This window comes from Candidatus Saccharibacteria bacterium oral taxon 488, assembly GCA_010202645.1.
In the GTDB taxonomy this organism is placed as follows: domain Bacteria; phylum Patescibacteriota; class Saccharimonadia; order Saccharimonadales; family Saccharimonadaceae; genus Nanosynbacter.
Genome location: CP047920.1, coordinates 324,516 through 339,789, shown reverse-complemented (window position 1 = coordinate 339,789; position 15,274 = coordinate 324,516). Strand labels below are relative to the sequence as shown.

The window sequence follows — 15,274 nt, the reverse complement described above, 5'->3', positions numbered from 1 at the left end:
GAGCCCGGATACTTTATCTTTCCGGCGTTTTCCCGTATAATAAGAGGTGATGAATCCACATGACGATCAGTTTGGCAGGCGAGTGGGAGCGCCAATCTCGAGTCAACCTCGTCCACTGACGCCGCCACCACGTGATTATTCCGGCTCGCAAGCTGCTGCCGCCAATGTTATTCGTGATCAAATCAATGCTATTTACGGCGGTCGCGGCACCGAATCAACGCCACACACCACACCGGTGGTTCAGCCGCGGCCCACGGAGCAGCCACATCCAGAACCGACCGAACGTACCACTGTTACGCCGCCACCACGCACGCCAAGCCCGCACGCCCTGAACACCGCGCCACCGGCAGCACAACCGACCCAGCCGATTGCAGCGCCATCTCCCGCTCATCCCGCTCACATCACCGAGTCACCCCAGCCCCAACCAGCGAACAAATCAACGGACAAGCCCACCGTCGCGCCACCAACCACACAGCCACAGCCGGCCGCCCCGGCAAAAACTCCCACTCATCAGCCGCAAATCACCGCCGATCAGTGGAAGCAGTATCACAGCTCGTGGCAAAAATATTACCAGATGTACTACGAGCGCTATTATGCCTCGCACCTTGATCAAAAGCAACAGGAGTTTAACCGGCTGGTCCAGTCTGCTCGCAACGCTAACACCGCCGCCGCGCCGGCCATGACCGATATGCTGTCCGCCCAAAGCCCCATCAAGCGCCTCCGTGCCCAGATCCAGCAGACCGTCCGCGACAAGGCCAAAAAAGTCACCAAGTCACGCCACTTCATCCCGGCACTAGCGGGTGTATTGGTGCTGCTAGCGTTCGTCTTTTTGCAGTACAACCGCGTTCTGTTTGGCATCGCCGCTGCCTACACCACCCCGGGCAATGTTGATCCACAAAACATCATCGTCAATCCAGCAAGCAGCGCGGCTGTTGGCCCCGACCCACGGCTGATCATCCCCAAGCTCAACGTTGATGTACCAGTCATTTATGGCGTTAACGCGGCCGACCATAACGCTCAAATGAAAGCAATGGAGAAGGGCGCTGCTCACTTCGCGATCGCTGGCGCTAACGCCGTGCCTGGCCAAGTTGGTAATGCCGTCTTCTCAGCACACTCTTCTAACGATGCCTTCGCACCCGGTGACCACAAGTTTGTCTTTGCTCAAAACGAAAAGCTCGTCAAAGACGACATCATCTATATGCACTACCAGGGCAAGCGCTACACCTACGCCGTCACCAAGAAAGAAGTCGTCCTGCCGAACGAGGTCAGCCGCATCCAGATCCAGACCGACAAGCCGATCCTCACTCTGATCAGCTGCGTACCGCTCGGCACCGCTGAAAAACGCCTCTTGGTCTTTGCCGAGCAAATCAGCCCCGACCCATCTGGCGCTACCAAATCAACCGAGCCAGTCACCACGCAGTCCGGCGCTATCCCGGGTAAGCCATCGCCAACACTACTCGAGCGATTATTCGGCGCCAAAGAGTAAACGCCAAAGCATAAAGAACAATAGATTGCGATAGTTTCAAGTTAGCGCTTGATCGTCATGCGCAGCCGCGACATCGTCACCGTGCCGTTATCGGCTCGGCGGAAAGCATACAACCAGTCGCCGTCGTGCGACAGTGACGCGTCAAACCCTTCGCTGGCCTCCAGCATTGTCGACTGATTAGCGCCGTCGAACTCGCGCATCACCACCTTGCCACCCTCAACACTCCACACGTGATAATCATCCAGCCAGTCAAGCACCGTTCCTGTTGGCAGCGCCGTATCGTGCGACACCGATTGCCGCTCAATGTCATAGCTCATAAAGCCAGCCCCCGTTCGCATCAAGACGAACCGCCCGGTACCGCTCAGATCTAGTTCAGTCAGTTGCTCGCCGACGGTGATCGACTTGACGCGGCTCAGTAGCTTTGACGCCGACGAGCTCGACCCGTCCAGCGCCGCGCCCATATGCAACGTCACTGCCGAGCCAACGCCGACCACCAGCACGTCTTTATTATCATAGCGCGAGAACTTAATCATCAACGGCGTCGAAGCCTCCGCCTCAGTCTGTCGCCGCACGACCACTGGTTCAGTCCAGTCCTTGCGCCAAATGCCCGCCAGCTGCAGCTTGCTCGTACCATTTGTCCCGACGTAGGTGATATAATCCGTGCCGTACACTGAGAACGACTGCACATGACTGATCAGCGGCGCAGAAATCGTCGCCGCGTTGAGGTCCGCTCGCCGCAGTTCGCCGCTCGACTGCAGTACATATAGTTCGTTGCCACTCTCACCGAGGAAGCGCACGTCTTTTAGCTCGAGCCCGATTACTTTCGCGATGTCAACTACTGTTTTGTTCTCGCGGTCGACCTTCAGCCACTGAACTTTTTCGCCTTGGCCTTCGACCACGTAGGTGTGTTTGAGAATGGCGTAGCGATTGCCCGAATCCCACTCAACAATCTTGAATGCATGCGCCGTCGACTGACCGCCATAGCCTGCCACCACCGACGTATCCAGCGTCACCTCATTAAACTTTGGCTTATCCGAATCGCGCAAATCGCCCCAAACGATCTTTGGCGCATCGGTCGCTTGCATCACACCCAGCATGAACCGCCAATTTGGCGAAAATCGCACCGAGGCCAGCGACGAAAATTCCTTGACCGAACTCACCACCCGTTCACTCGGCACCAGCCGCGCATACGATAACCAGGTCAGCGTTCCGGCCTTGACCTCGACAACTTTGCGCCACTCGTCATAACCATCCAGCCGCATGGAAAATTGATGCTGCCCCTCAGGAAGCATGCCCTTGATATGCGTCTTGCCGAGCTCCATGCCATCGACGGACACCCGTGCGCCTTGCGGCCGCGAATCATACTGCACCAGCGCCCGCTGCTCAACCGTCTGCGTCTTGAGATCCAGCTGATAGCCAAGCGTATGAAAAATCAAAATAAACGCCAACGTACACACCGCCAGTACCATAACTGTGTAAATCAGTGTCCTGCGGGCGAGCTCTAAACTGCGCTTTTGTTTTCGATACATGATTAGAGATTATACCACATTTCGCCCCTTGCAAAAAGCATGTCCTCTTTGTACAATAAAATATAAGCATTAGGAATACGAGGGGTTCATGAACAAACAAATCATCCATAAAACCGTCCATAAAACTGCCGGCCAAAAATCAACGACGCTCAGTCGCCGTCACGTCGCCGCACCATCGCACGCCAAGCGTCGCTTGGCCAGCCGCCCCGACATTACGCGCGACACCTCCGTCCCGATAAGTGTCCATGTCAATAAATTTGCGTCGGCCGCACCAGTCGTCCTGCCGCAGCCAACCAAGCGTGACCGTCCTGCCGAACCACACCCGACCGTCGTGCGCGCTCAAGCTCGTGCTGCCCAACAGCCTCATCAGACCACCCGAACTGCAACTCGCCGCAGTCCAGCCACATCACACCATTACTCGACTCGTATCGTTAAACCAAATCAAACTCCAGCCAAACAGAATCCTGCGACCCTCGCACCCAAGCCAGCCGCCGTTCTCAAAAACGAGGCCATCACCGAAGCACTGCAGCGCGCCACTACTCCAGAAAAAGCGCCGCGCCGCAGCAAAAAACCAAAGAACCGCATCGGTCGCTGGCTGCAAATCGCCTCTGTCGGCTTGGCCATCATGCTGATCGGCGGCTACTTTACCTACCTCGGCATGCCTAACATCTCCACCCGTATCGCCGCCATCCAATCTGGTGTTAACGCCAAATACCCCGGCTATCGACCGACCGGCTATGCCCTCAGCGGCCCGATTACCTTCAAGAGCGGGGAAGTCCGCATGAAATTTGCCTACACTGACGGCGGCCAATCTTACACCATCACCCAGCAAAAAAGCTCACTCAATTCCGCCGCCCTCAAAGAGACTCTGACCGCTGACGGCGGCGAAGTCCAAACTACCACCGCCGGCGGTCTGACTATTTACAGCACCGACCGGACGGCCAGCTGGATCAATGGCGGCGTCCTCTACCAGATCACCCTCAGCGGGGCATTGTCAAGTGAGCAAGTCACCAAAATTGCCACTAGTTTATAATCAGCCCCGTAAGCACCGCAGGCACCCCTCACGTTTACCAGCGCTGCGGCCTCATGCTATAATCACCTCATGACTACACGCACTCGTTTCGCACCCTCGCCAACAGGGTTTTTACATGTTGGCGGCATTCGCACGGCATTGTTTGCTTTTCTCGTCGCCCGGCAGGCCGGCGGGCAATTTATCCTGCGCCTCGAAGACACTGACAAGGTCCGCGAAGTTGCCGGCAGCCGCGAGCATCTCATCGCCAGCCTCAAGGCGCTGCACCTCGACTACGACGAAGGTCCGGACATCGGCGGGCCACACGGGCCGTACATCCAAAGCCAGCGGCTCGAGCATTACCGCCAGTGGGCACAAACATTAATCGACGCCGGCCGCGCCTACGCTGATCCCTACACTCCTGAGCAAATCCAAGCGTTTCGCGACGCCGCCCAGGCCGAGAAGCGCGCCTTTCGCTACCGCGACCATCGCCCCGATAGTCCACCTGCCTGGGACGGTACCATGCCGCTGCGCTTCAAGGCTGAGCCCAAAAGCTACACCTATCACGACGAGGTCATGGGCGATATTACCACCAGCCCCGAGGTCGTTGACGACTTCGTCCTCATCAAGTCCGACGGCTACCCGACCTACAATTTTGCCCACATCATCGACGACACCGAGATGAATATCACCCACGTCATTCGCGGCCAGGAGTTCATCTCCAGCATGCCAAATTATCTGGCACTCTACGAAGCACTGGGCTTGCCGCGGCCCATATTCGCCCATCTGCCACACATCATGAACGAGCAGGGTAACAAGAAATTAGGCAAGCGCGACGGCGCCAAAGACGTGCTGGATTATATCCGTGATGGCTATCTGCCAGAGGCGCTGGATAGCTTCATCGCCACCATGGGCTGGAACGACGGCACCGAGCAAGAGACCTTTACTATGGATGAGCTAATTACCAAGTTCAGCCTCGACCGCGTGCAGCGCTCGGGCGCTCGCTTTGACGAAAAGCGGCTGCTGTGGACGAATGGGCAGTTTATCCGGTCGCTGACGCTGGATGACCTAGCTGGGCGAGTCAATGATTTTTGGCCGGACAGTGCCGCCGAGGCGGACGAGGGGTATCGCCGGCGCGTCCTAGCGCTGGCGCAAGACCGCTTAAAAACCCTGCGTGATCTCGGCGGATTTGGCTATTTTTTCACGGAGCCTGAGATCAACATGGAGCTCATCGACAGCAACAAACAACTCAAGAAATTGTCTGAGTATGAGCGGCGCGAATTACTAGAAACCGCCCGCCACAAACTCGCCACGCTCACCGACTGGACACCAGACGCAATTCAAGTCCGGCTGAACGAACTGCTAGAAATCACCGGCCAAAAGCCCGGCATTCTCTTTAGCCTCATCCGTATCGCCATCACCTGGGCACCGTTCAGCCCGCAGCTGAGTGACACACTAGCGCTGATTGGCCGCGAGCGCACGTTGGCGCGGCTTGAGCGGGGAATTACCGCGTTCTCGGCGGCGTAATTCGGGGCAGGTTGTATACCGAAATACGCCGATCAGTCACTGCATTGTTCCGTTTACCGGATATGTCGCTTATGCTATACTAAACCCATGCACATCAAGAATCCTCGCCCAGCCACCGCGGCCCAAAAACCGACGGTAACATCAGCTAAACTTGAGCCGGCATCACCAAACGCCCCGGCCAAAAAACGCTCGTTTGCCCAGTGGTGCAAAAAGCACTTATGGGCGATTGTCCTCATCACCGCTTCGCTGGTTATCGCTGGTATTTTCATCGTCGCTATCAATTCTGTCCAGCACGACGGTGGTCTGCCGTTTTTCGCCGCTAAGAAAAAGCCAACCAAATTCTACTCACCACTCACTGGCCTCGAGGTTGCTGATGAAGCAGCCACCAAGCAGCCCGTCACCGCCGTCATGATCGAAAACAGCCCTGATGCCCGGCCACAGTCCGGCTTATCAAGAGCTGGCATCGTCTACGAGGCGGTTGCCGAGGGCGGCATCACCCGCTTCCTCGCCGTTTATCAAGGCGCCAAGCCAGCCCTCATCGGCCCAGTTCGTAGCCTCCGCCTTTACTATCTCAGCTGGGGCGCGCAGTACCAAGCCTCTATCGCCCACGTCGGCGGCAGCCCGAACGCTCTCGACACCGTCCGCAGCGACAGCTACCGCGACATCGACCAGTTCTTTAACGGCGGCAGTTACTGGCGGGCCAGCGACCGCCGTGCCCCACACAATGTCTACACATCCGGTGAGAAACTTGATGCCCTCAACGCCGCCAAAGGCTTCAAAGAGTCATCATTTACCGGCTTCAAGCGTGGCGATGGCAAACCGGCCGAAGCGCCAAATGCCACCACCATCCAGCTCAATTTTAGCAGCGGCACCTACAACACCGCTTACGCCTATGACAAAGCGACCAACACCTACAAACGCTCGCTAGCTGGCGCACCGCACGCCGACCGGGAAGGCGGCCAGATCGCCCCACGCGTCGTCATCGCCCTCGAAGCACCGCTCGAGCGACGCGTCGGGCCAGATGGCTACGAGGACACCGTCACCATTGGCTCGGGCAAGGCGACCGTCTTCCAAAACGGTACCGCTACGGCTGCCACCTGGAAGAAAGACAGCCTCACCGCACCGCTCAAACTGCTTGACGAAAATGGTAAAGACTTTACCCTGAATCGCGGCCAAACATGGATCGGCGTGTTTACGCCCGGGCGGGGATCCGTCACGTGGCGATGACAGCTGGCGGCACGTCAATTTGCAGCTTTCGACGATACCACCGGCGCATGTTGTTCGCTTGCGCACTGGCCGGGCAGATGGCGGTGGCGCTCATCGGCGGTGTCGTCCTTAGTATCACTGGTACTACTTCATGGAATCACCCAGCGTTCTGGTTAATTACTGGTACGATTTTCATCGTCGGCAGTCTTTTTTCGACCATGTTGATCATCATTGCCGGTCGGCCGCTGGATAATATCTTGACCGCCCTGATCCATAAACGCGGCGAGCGCACCACCACGCCGCTACCAAATCCAAACGCCGAGCAGCACGCCAAGACCGGCTTCAAGACCGTCCTTGAACTCATCTATGATGAGCCGGCTCAACCCGCACCGCCGCCAAGTCCCGACGCGCTACTGACCCAAGCGCTCAATCACACCAGCTGCGGCATCGTCGTCCTCGATCCCACCAAACGCATCATCTCCGCCAACAAGGCTGCACCAATTGCCACTGACGCCGACGGCCAGCCGTATCTGGCGCTGGATTTTCTCAACGAGCAGTCGCTCGACGCCTGGCTCAGTGACGCCGACGCCCGCCAGCTCTCCGCCGAGCGTACCTGGCGCCACGTTGCCACTACCAACGGTGCCTTCAAAAAAACTCGCTTCTTTGACATCATCGCCTCCTACCAAAAAGACGCACCCGGCGAAACCGTCATCATCCTCATCGACCGCTCGGCCCAGTACCTGCCCGAGGAAGAAGACCTCAATTTCATCTCCTTCGCTGCCCACGAACTCCGCGGCCCGATCACCATCATCCGCGGCTATCTCGACGTCCTCGCCGAGGAGCTGGCCGGCCGCCTGAAAGGCGATGAACCGCAGCTGCTGGCGCGGCTGACCGTTTCCGCCAACCGCCTGTCTGGCTATATCAATAACATTCTCAACGTCGCCAAGTTCGACCGCCACCATCTCAGTATCCACCTCGCCGAGGACTCGCTGTCTGACATCTACGGTTCGATCGCCGACGACATGCAGCTGCGCGCATCGACGCAGCACCGCTTGCTCAACATCAGCATCCCCTCTGACTTGCCGACCATCGCCGCCGACCGCTCCAGCATCAGCGAAGTCATCTCCAACCTCATCGATAACGCCATCAAATACAGCTTTGAGGGCGGCACCGTCTCGGTCAGCGCCGAACAAAAAGGCGATGTTATCGAAGTCTCCGTCACCGACAACGGCGTCGGCATGCCACCGAGCGTCGTCAAAAATCTATTTCACAAATTCTACCGCTCGCACCGCAGCCGCGAAACCGTCTCTGGCACCGGCATCGGCCTCTACATCTGCAAGGCCTTTATCGAGAGCCATGGCGGCCACATCACCGCGCGCTCCAAAGAAAACGAAGGTTCAGTCTTTTCGTTTACCGTGCCGGTGTACGCCGCCGTCAAGGACAAGCTACTCGAGGACGGACAGCTCAATCGCAATCTGATCCGCCAGGGCGGCGGCTGGATAAAAAATCACGCTATGTATCGAGGATAAGAGGAGGGAAGTATGGCGATCAAAACAATCTTGTGCGTTGAGGACGACCGCTTTATCGGCGAGATGTATGTGCGCAGCCTGCAAAAAGCCGGCTACGACGTGACCTGGGTGGTCGATGGTAATGACGGGCTAGTCATGGCCCGGAGTCAGCCGTTTGACTTGATTATCCTTGACTTGATGCTGCCCGAACAGCGCGGCGACCAAATTTTGGACGCTCTGCGCTCTGATGATACCGACCTGATTCCCAACAGTAAAATCCTCATCATGACTAACTTTGAGCAAGACGACGCCGCAAAGTCCGCCATCATAAACCGCGTCGACGGCTATCTCATCAAGGCCGACATCACACCCCGCAAGCTGATCGACGTCGTCAACAAGATGGGCTAGACGCCCCCAGCTAACCATGCTATAATGGCCCGGTAGCTTTGACGCGGCCCTATCGTCTAGCGGTTAGGACACTGGGTTCTCATCCCAGCAACCCGGGTTCGATTCCCGGTAGGGTCACCATACAGGGATGTATGTTCCGTTCGGATTTGAAACAGCTCGCTTACCTCTGGTGGCGAGCTATTTTTGTGGAGTCTGAGCTACAAAGACCCCCACACTCCTCATCAAAAATCCCGCTGGCAACGTTCTATTTCCGCGGCAATGAAAGAAACATGTTGTAGGACTGTTTCACCATACTACGCCTCAAATCTCTGAAACTGGTCATATTCACACTTTTTTTCTATAATATGCCCATGGGCAAAATTTATCTTCACATCGCCAATGCTAATCATATTTTTAACGACACCGACTGTTTCATATTTCGCCAGGCAACTAAAAAAGCCGAGGTATTTATCTCAGAAATGTTTCAACAATTCAATTATAACGTCGATATGGTCGTGATTACTCCGTCTTTCTTATTACCAACCATCACCGAGGACGGAATTGCAGGTAGAACACATAACTCGCGTCTCATTATGCTGTCTGTTAATAAACATCAGCACCAAATTAACGAAGATTTTGTTTTTGAGACAATATGCCACGAGTTGGCACATTCTTTGCGCTGGGAGAAAGTTCCAGAATATGCCGAGACAATGTTTGATGGTATGATATTGGAGGGATTGGCGGTTGTACTTGAAGAGGAAGCGATGAATAGGTTTAAGCAGTACAATAAACAGTTCTTCCTGCGTAAAATACAAAATACCAAACAAAAAGAAGTTAACGCTATGGTAGCGACACTAAAAAACAACTTTAACAACACGGCTTATGACTATAATACAATATTTTATACTGGCAATGATAATTTACCACGCTGGACAGGCTATAAACTAGGTTATTACTTCGTGAAACAATATTTACTAAAAACCAATCAAACGATTGCACAAGCAACTTTTGCTAGCTATAGAGATTTCACTCCGGATATTGAAAAGTCCCCATCGTGATATGCGTAACGACGGGGACGGGGGCGTAGTTTTAGCTACGTCTTATCTTCGTTGTAGTATCGGCATCACTTGCCGCAGCCACTGCCACAGCTGCTGCCGCCTCCGCACCCGGAGCCACAGCTACCGCCAGCACAACCGCTACCACCACCGTTACCACAGTTTCCACCGCCGGAACCGCCGCCACAGTGACTTCCGCCACCACTGGCCATGATTCGCGACAGTGGAGACACAGCCACTGTAATGGTCGAGAGAGTTTCGGTGTACATGTAAATCACCTCCTTTCTGTTTGGATTCGCGAATCCATCAAAACACAATCGCATATCAGTGTAAAATAGACTCAAGCAAAGTAGTGTGGCATAAGACTGTCGCCTCGTGCCACCCCAGTCAGAGAATGATGAGAATAGTGTCCAGTGCCAAATCCAAAGCTAATTGGTATCAGCTTGCAACTCAACACCTTAGCTACTTTCAGTATCGAGTGTTTCTCAGAGACATCCACCGCAACAATCTCCAGCTCCTTTTTCAAGGTATCAATTGATGCTGTTGGTACAGGAACTCTGTCCAAAGTTTTACCTCCGAACAGAAACCTCACATACTCATGGTATTGCTTTGATTGAGCGTAAAGCATCTCATGATCAAGAACACTATGAACATGACGTGGAATCAGTCTTCGTGGCTTCTGAGCGTTTAACCCATAGATCAAACGAGACTCAGCCTCCTGAAAAGCCTTGATAGTGGCTTCCTCAAACGTATCAAGCGAGCTGGATGCGCCACTTACGAAACAGGGGTACGAATCAGAAATTATTACCACCTCAATGATAATAACCCCTTTCTGGCTCAGATCAAGTACAACTATGTTGTACCCTCGGTCTTTCCAGTATTCCATTCTGTTTCGCAAATGAGTTGGCAAAACCGCAGGATCCAACTTATGCGGACTGCGCTTTTCGTACCAGCTTCGCATCAAACCGTCACGCTCAATGAGCTCTAGGAGACCTCGATTAACAGCCTCTTCGAAATTAGTATAGGCGGCGAACCCCGAAGAGCAGGTATCCACTACCAACTTTCTACCAAGGTTTTCCATGGAATAAAACACCAAGTCGATCGGTACGAATACCGCCTCTCCTTTGTGATTTACTCCTCTGATCCACTCAATTTCCAGATCCTCATTGAACTTTTGCAAATGCGGAAGCCGGATATACTGCGCATCAGTGAGAGGCGCAGCAACTCGAGGATCAAGCCACGGACCTGGAAGGTTTTGAGCCGATGAATAGACATCGTAGAATACGTCTGTTGAACGCTGTCTCTCATAACCTTCGGCTATGGCCTTAAGCCTCGCATCAGACCACGATGTCGATATCCCACTTGCGATTTGACCATTCTGTGCAACGGACAAAAACTGGAAATATGACTTACCGTAGTCATTGGATAGTGTGTTGTCGGTAAGCCAGACGCGACGAACTGGCTTTACATCTCCGACAACTTCATCCTCTAGCCGAGAGAGCAAAGATCGTTCTGTTCTTACTTCTGCACCAGCAGATTTACCAAGCGCAATTGCAAGGAATAAGAGACAGCCCTCAAGTTGCAGCTCATCAGAGACTTCTTTTTCTCTCATGCCCCCGAGAAGACAGGTATCCATGCCAGATTCTATCGCCCCAAGGGCAATATTCTGAGCAATTTCACCCGCTTCAATAGCCATAAAGCGATACCCCAAGTTTGAGTACTTGTACGGCTGGCGATTTGCATCGGCAGCAATCACAAGCATCACGCTCGCGCCAAAGGGCAACCCTACGGCATTAAATGCATGAGAAATCCGCTGAAAATCAGGAGTTCCGTTAAATAGTATAAGACGATCACATTCACTATCGTACTCATAATATCCAGCCGGAAAATCCTTTTGATCTTCTAGGGCAATGACAAATATCTTCATCGGATAAAGATTGCCCGCGGAAGGGACTGCATGCCTCTCAAAAGAGTAGCCAACATTCAGCAAGACGCCAACCTCTTCAATAGATAGAGGCTCGCCGGTGAAGTTTCTACAGCTAGAGCGAAGCCTCTGAAGCTCCGTGAGCTTAGAGAGGTTATCTTCAGCGGTGAATGAGAATTCGACACCCTCCTTGATTTTCATACGCGGAGACTTGACATGACTCATAACTTCTTTATCCGTAATATCAGAAGGATAGGTCATGGGGTTTGCACTGATTGCGTGAAAGTGTTTGTATACCTCACAACTATCAATGACAATACCGAGCGAATTCAAGTCATTCAAGAATCCTATCGTGAAATTTTCATCAATGCTTGAGAGCTGTTCGGCAATTGCATGAATGGGGTTCATTCCATTGCACAATTCCAGAATACTCCAAGCAATCGGTGCTATTTCAGATCCCAAGAAGATCTCTCGGTCGGACATAATGAACTTAATGCCATCATCTTTCGGGATACCCGGAACCGCGAGAAGCGGCCTCTTGAGCATTTACAAATACCTCCTTACTTTGGATAGTACAACGATGTGAAAGAACGGAGCCAGTAGACACTCTGCGTGCGCAGAGAACAGCCTACGACCCCTATGTAGGAATATAACATAAATGCTATTTATTGTCATCATTTCATCTGTAAAAATATAAATCTGCTAGTTATTGTGTGTGGAACTATTATTTTTACTAACATATGCTTAGTAGCAAATGGCGGTCCCTAGGGTCAGACGATTATTCGGAAAACGTGTTCGTGAGCTTCGCAAGAAGAGCGGTTTTTCGCAGGAACAACTAGCAGATAAAGCCGGGCTTCATCGAACGTATATAGGAGCAATAGAACGTGGCGAACAAAATATTTCAGTCGATAATATTGACAGGATAGCCAAAGCGCTAAAAGTCTCCATTCCCACCTTATTTACATAATATACTTTTCTGCTCCTAAGCACTAAAGACCTGCCGACCAACCGCGGAATCTATGGCTATTTTGTGTTATAACTAAAATAGTAACTTTACGGCAGACTATCTTATACAGAACATAATTATGACAATCCGCCCCTTCCACCCCGAAGACCGCGCCGCAATCGACAAGCTAGCGATTAAACTACACGCGCATTTTGCGCAGGTTGACGACGCGGCGGAGTCGCTGTCGTTCGCTAACCTGCGAGACGCGCACGGCTATATGCAGCGGATGATTGACGATAGTGAGGATATGGACGGCGCGATGTATGTTGCCGAGGAGAACGGCCAGGTGGTCGGCTTTATTCAGGGCGTGATTATCGATCATCAACCTGGTCAGGACGCCGTGTTCGATGCGGTGCATGCACCGCGAAAAGATGGCTGGATCGGACTGCTCTATGTCGAGCCAGAGCAGCGCGGCAGCGGTATCGGGCGAGCCTTGCTGGATGAAATGAAGCATTATTTCCAGAGTAAAAATTGCGATACCTTACGGTTAAAAGTGCTGAGCGGTAACCAGCGCGCCATAGCGTTCTATGAAAAATATGGCCTTACGGCCCGCGAAGTAGAAATGATAACAAAACTACGGTAGGTTTTTCGGGATCTCGGCTTGAAGCGGCGCCCCACCGCGCGCTATACTGATACTATGGCCCGCGAAATTCTTACCATTGAGCACCTTAGCAAGACGTACGGCTCGGGTGATAGCGCCACGCGTGCGCTCAAGGACGTCAGTTTTTCGATTCGTCACGGCGATTTTCTGATGATCACAGGGCGCAACGGTTCGGGCAAATCAACCTTTATGCATCAGGTGGCGATGTTGGATCGCCCTGATAGCGGCACGATTTGGTTTGATAGTAGGGGCGACGAGACACCAGCGATAGAGATCACTCAGCTGCCAGAAAAACAGCGAATTGAACTGCGCCTGCGCCAAGTTGGCTATATTTTTCAAGAGTACGCCCTGATCCGCGAGCTCACCGCCCTAGAAAACGTCATGTTGCCGCGGCTAATGTGGTGCTCGGCGAAGATTGCCCGACAAAAAGCCTTGCACGAGCTGGATCGTGTTGGTCTGAAGGACAGAGCGCGCCACCTGCCATCGCAATTATCTGGCGGCGAACAGCAGCGCGTGGCAATTGCCCGAGCGCTGGTCAATGAGCCGCACATTATCTTTGCCGACGAGCCGACGGCTAACCTAGATACGGTTGCTTCAAAAAATGTCATGGAAACGTTGAAAGAAATTAACGCCAGCGGCATAACCTTGGTGATGATCTCGCATGAAGCTGATGAATTAGCTTACGCCAAACGGCAAATCGTGTTTGAAAACGGCAAACTAAAAGGCGAGCGTCGGCCTGCAGCCGGGAGGCTACTATGAGCCAGTCTCACAAAACGCAGGAAACGCAAACGCCGCGCCAGCCCAAGAACAATCTGTGGCGCGAGTTCTTGCTGGGCTGGCGATTGATGCGGCAGTACATCGTGCACGGCCGCAAGTGGACGCTGGGCCTGACGACGCTGCTGGTGGCGGTGGCATTTATCAATCTGGCGTTCATATCGTCGCTGCTAGCTGGCGTCACCTCGGCGATTGAATCGCAGATCAAGAATCTGATGGTCGGCGAGGCCTATATTGATGTCAAAAAGCCCGGTGAGTACATCACCAATGTCGATGATAAGTTGGCCGAGATCAAACGCATCGACGGCGTGACGGCGGCTGACAAAATCCTGGCTGTGCCGGCGGTATTAGGATATAACGATGACAAGCAAGTACAGGCTCGGATCAATGTCGTTAATCCGCGAGACTTTCGCCAAACCCTGGAGGTCGCTAACCGCGTGTCGGATGGAACGTTTTTGGCGAGCGATGACGAAATCGTGCTGGGTAGCCGGCTGCTCGAGAGAGGTTCGCTTGAGGGGGTTAAAGTTGGCGATCGGGTAACGATAAATATTAACGGTAAAAAGGTCAACGTTAAGGTCGGCGGTATTACCTCGACGAAGTTCTATAATGCAGATATTCAAGCGTACATCTCGCGCGGTTTATGGCGCAAGCTCACCAGCGGTATACCGAGCCATTTGACGGCTGGCGAGAACGATGCCAGCATGATCGTCGTGCGCACCAGCCGCGACAAGGAAGCGTCGGTGCAACGAGCGCTTACTGACCTGAACTATCCGGGCCTGCGCGTTCACGATTGGCGTGACGGAGCGACGGTTATGGATACGATTACCGGTAGCTTTCAGTCGCTCAACGCCATTATGCTGATAGTCGGCATTATCATTGCGGCGGTGACGATCTTCATCGTGATTTATGTTGACATCATCAACAAGCGGCGGCAAATCGGCATTCAGCGGGCAATTGGCGTCAAGCCGCGAGTGATCGTCTTTAGCTATGTCCTACTAGCGCTATTTTATGCGGTGTGCGGTATAGCGGTCGGCTTGGCAATTTTCCTCGGCGGGCTGGTGCCATATGTGGTGGCACATCCGTTTAGTCTGCCAATTGCTGACGTGACACTCGACATCTCGTGGTGGGAATTGCTATTCCGTGCCGAGGTTGTGCTAGTGGTCGCCATCATCAGCGGCGCCATCCCTGCCATCATGGCCTCGCGAATGAAAATGCTCGAGGCGATTTTAGGGAAGGGCTAAGCACGCCCCTCAGGGCAGCTG

The 15,274-nt window shown here is 53.5% G+C and carries 14 protein-coding genes and 1 tRNA gene; 12 read left to right on the top strand and 3 right to left on the bottom strand.

What is annotated here, in order from left to right:
• The first annotated feature begins 49 nt into the window (after window positions 1-49).
• Complete coding sequence (locus GWK77_01760) at window positions 50-1,486, top strand: sortase (GenBank protein ID QHU92900.1); 1,437 nt, start codon at window positions 50-52, stop codon at window positions 1,484-1,486.
• Window positions 1,487-1,527: 41 nt separating this feature from the next.
• Here the strand turns inward: GWK77_01760 and GWK77_01755 are convergent, their stop codons facing one another.
• The gene (locus GWK77_01755; GenBank protein ID QHU92899.1) at window positions 1,528-3,015 is read right to left on the bottom strand and encodes a PEGA domain-containing protein; all 1,488 of its coding nucleotides are present in this window, start codon (window positions 3,013-3,015) and stop codon (window positions 1,528-1,530) included.
• Window positions 3,016-3,103: 88 nt separating this feature from the next.
• Between GWK77_01755 and GWK77_01750 the strand changes: the two genes are divergently transcribed.
• The 7 genes from GWK77_01750 (at window position 3,104) to GWK77_01720 (ending at window position 9,710) form a co-directional block, all read left to right on the top strand.
• A complete protein-coding gene (locus GWK77_01750; protein QHU92898.1) occupies window positions 3,104-4,048 on the top strand; it encodes a DUF4367 domain-containing protein in 945 nt (314 codons plus the stop codon).
• A gap of 69 nt (window positions 4,049-4,117) precedes the next feature.
• On the top strand, window positions 4,118-5,551 hold the full coding sequence (locus GWK77_01745; GenBank protein QHU92897.1) for a glutamate--tRNA ligase: 1,434 nt from the start codon (window positions 4,118-4,120) through the stop codon (window positions 5,549-5,551).
• 87 nt (window positions 5,552-5,638) lie between these two features.
• Window positions 5,639-6,778: a DUF3048 domain-containing protein gene (locus GWK77_01740; protein ID QHU92896.1), complete on the top strand. Its 1,140-nt coding sequence runs from the start codon at window positions 5,639-5,641 to the stop codon at window positions 6,776-6,778.
• Window positions 6,730-8,286, top strand: a complete 1,557-nt coding sequence (locus GWK77_01735) for a hypothetical protein (GenBank protein QHU92895.1) — start codon at window positions 6,730-6,732, stop codon at window positions 8,284-8,286. The genes GWK77_01740 and GWK77_01735 overlap by 49 nt, the downstream gene beginning before the upstream one ends.
• A 12-nt stretch (window positions 8,287-8,298) precedes the next feature.
• Window positions 8,299-8,673, top strand: a complete 375-nt coding sequence (locus GWK77_01730; protein ID QHU92894.1) for a response regulator — start codon at window positions 8,299-8,301, stop codon at window positions 8,671-8,673.
• 45 nt (window positions 8,674-8,718) lie between these two features.
• Window positions 8,719-8,793 (top strand) — tRNA-Glu (locus GWK77_01725).
• Window positions 8,794-9,023: 230 nt separating this feature from the next.
• Window positions 9,024-9,710: a hypothetical protein gene (locus GWK77_01720; GenBank protein QHU92893.1), complete on the top strand. Its 687-nt coding sequence runs from the start codon at window positions 9,024-9,026 to the stop codon at window positions 9,708-9,710.
• A gap of 31 nt (window positions 9,711-9,741) precedes the next feature.
• Here the strand turns inward: GWK77_01720 and GWK77_01715 are convergent, their stop codons facing one another.
• On the bottom strand, window positions 9,742-9,909 hold the full coding sequence (locus GWK77_01715; GenBank protein ID QHU92892.1) for a hypothetical protein: 168 nt from the start codon (window positions 9,907-9,909) through the stop codon (window positions 9,742-9,744).
• A gap of 138 nt (window positions 9,910-10,047) precedes the next feature.
• Window positions 10,048-12,177: a hypothetical protein gene (locus GWK77_01710; protein ID QHU92891.1), complete on the bottom strand. Its 2,130-nt coding sequence runs from the start codon at window positions 12,175-12,177 to the stop codon at window positions 10,048-10,050.
• A gap of 208 nt (window positions 12,178-12,385) precedes the next feature.
• Between GWK77_01710 and GWK77_01705 the strand changes: the two genes are divergently transcribed.
• The 4 genes from GWK77_01705 to GWK77_01690 all read left to right on the top strand — a co-directional run bounded on the left by GWK77_01705 (window position 12,386) and on the right by GWK77_01690 (window position 15,253).
• Entirely contained in the window at window positions 12,386-12,598 is a 213-nt protein-coding gene (locus tag GWK77_01705; protein QHU92890.1) for a helix-turn-helix domain-containing protein, read from the top strand.
• A 118-nt stretch (window positions 12,599-12,716) separates the two neighbouring features.
• Complete coding sequence (locus tag GWK77_01700; protein QHU92889.1) at window positions 12,717-13,220, top strand: GNAT family N-acetyltransferase; 504 nt, start codon at window positions 12,717-12,719, stop codon at window positions 13,218-13,220.
• A 54-nt stretch (window positions 13,221-13,274) separates the two neighbouring features.
• Window positions 13,275-13,997, top strand: coding sequence for an ATP-binding cassette domain-containing protein (locus GWK77_01695; GenBank protein ID QHU92888.1), 723 nt, complete (start codon window positions 13,275-13,277; stop codon window positions 13,995-13,997).
• On the top strand, window positions 13,994-15,253 hold the full coding sequence (locus tag GWK77_01690; GenBank protein ID QHU92887.1) for an FtsX-like permease family protein: 1,260 nt from the start codon (window positions 13,994-13,996) through the stop codon (window positions 15,251-15,253). Before GWK77_01695 ends, GWK77_01690 begins: the two co-directional genes overlap by 4 nt.
• Window positions 15,254-15,274: the final 21 nt, after the last annotated feature.

Bases quoted from the DNA above. Each gene is read 5' to 3' on its own strand.
- GWK77_01705 (QHU92890.1), top strand. From the start codon at position 12,386: ATGGCGGTCCCTAGGGTCAGACGATTATTCGGAAAACGTGTTCGTGAG.
- GWK77_01735 (QHU92895.1), top strand. From the start codon at position 6,730: ATGGATCGGCGTGTTTACGCCCGGGCGGGGATCCGTCACGTGGCGATG.
- GWK77_01700 (QHU92889.1), top strand. From the start codon at position 12,717: ATGACAATCCGCCCCTTCCACCCCGAAGACCGCGCCGCAATCGACAAG.
- GWK77_01690 (QHU92887.1), top strand. From the start codon at position 13,994: ATGAGCCAGTCTCACAAAACGCAGGAAACGCAAACGCCGCGCCAGCCC.
- GWK77_01760 (QHU92900.1), top strand. From the start codon at position 50: ATGAATCCACATGACGATCAGTTTGGCAGGCGAGTGGGAGCGCCAATC.
- GWK77_01720 (QHU92893.1), top strand. From the start codon at position 9,024: ATGGGCAAAATTTATCTTCACATCGCCAATGCTAATCATATTTTTAAC.
- GWK77_01755 (QHU92899.1), bottom strand. From the start codon at position 3,015: ATGTATCGAAAACAAAAGCGCAGTTTAGAGCTCGCCCGCAGGACACTG.
- GWK77_01730 (QHU92894.1), top strand. From the start codon at position 8,299: ATGGCGATCAAAACAATCTTGTGCGTTGAGGACGACCGCTTTATCGGC.
- GWK77_01695 (QHU92888.1), top strand. From the start codon at position 13,275: ATGGCCCGCGAAATTCTTACCATTGAGCACCTTAGCAAGACGTACGGC.
- GWK77_01750 (QHU92898.1), top strand. From the start codon at position 3,104: ATGAACAAACAAATCATCCATAAAACCGTCCATAAAACTGCCGGCCAA.
- GWK77_01740 (QHU92896.1), top strand. From the start codon at position 5,639: ATGCACATCAAGAATCCTCGCCCAGCCACCGCGGCCCAAAAACCGACG.
- GWK77_01710 (QHU92891.1), bottom strand. From the start codon at position 12,177: ATGCTCAAGAGGCCGCTTCTCGCGGTTCCGGGTATCCCGAAAGATGAT.
- GWK77_01745 (QHU92897.1), top strand. From the start codon at position 4,118: ATGACTACACGCACTCGTTTCGCACCCTCGCCAACAGGGTTTTTACAT.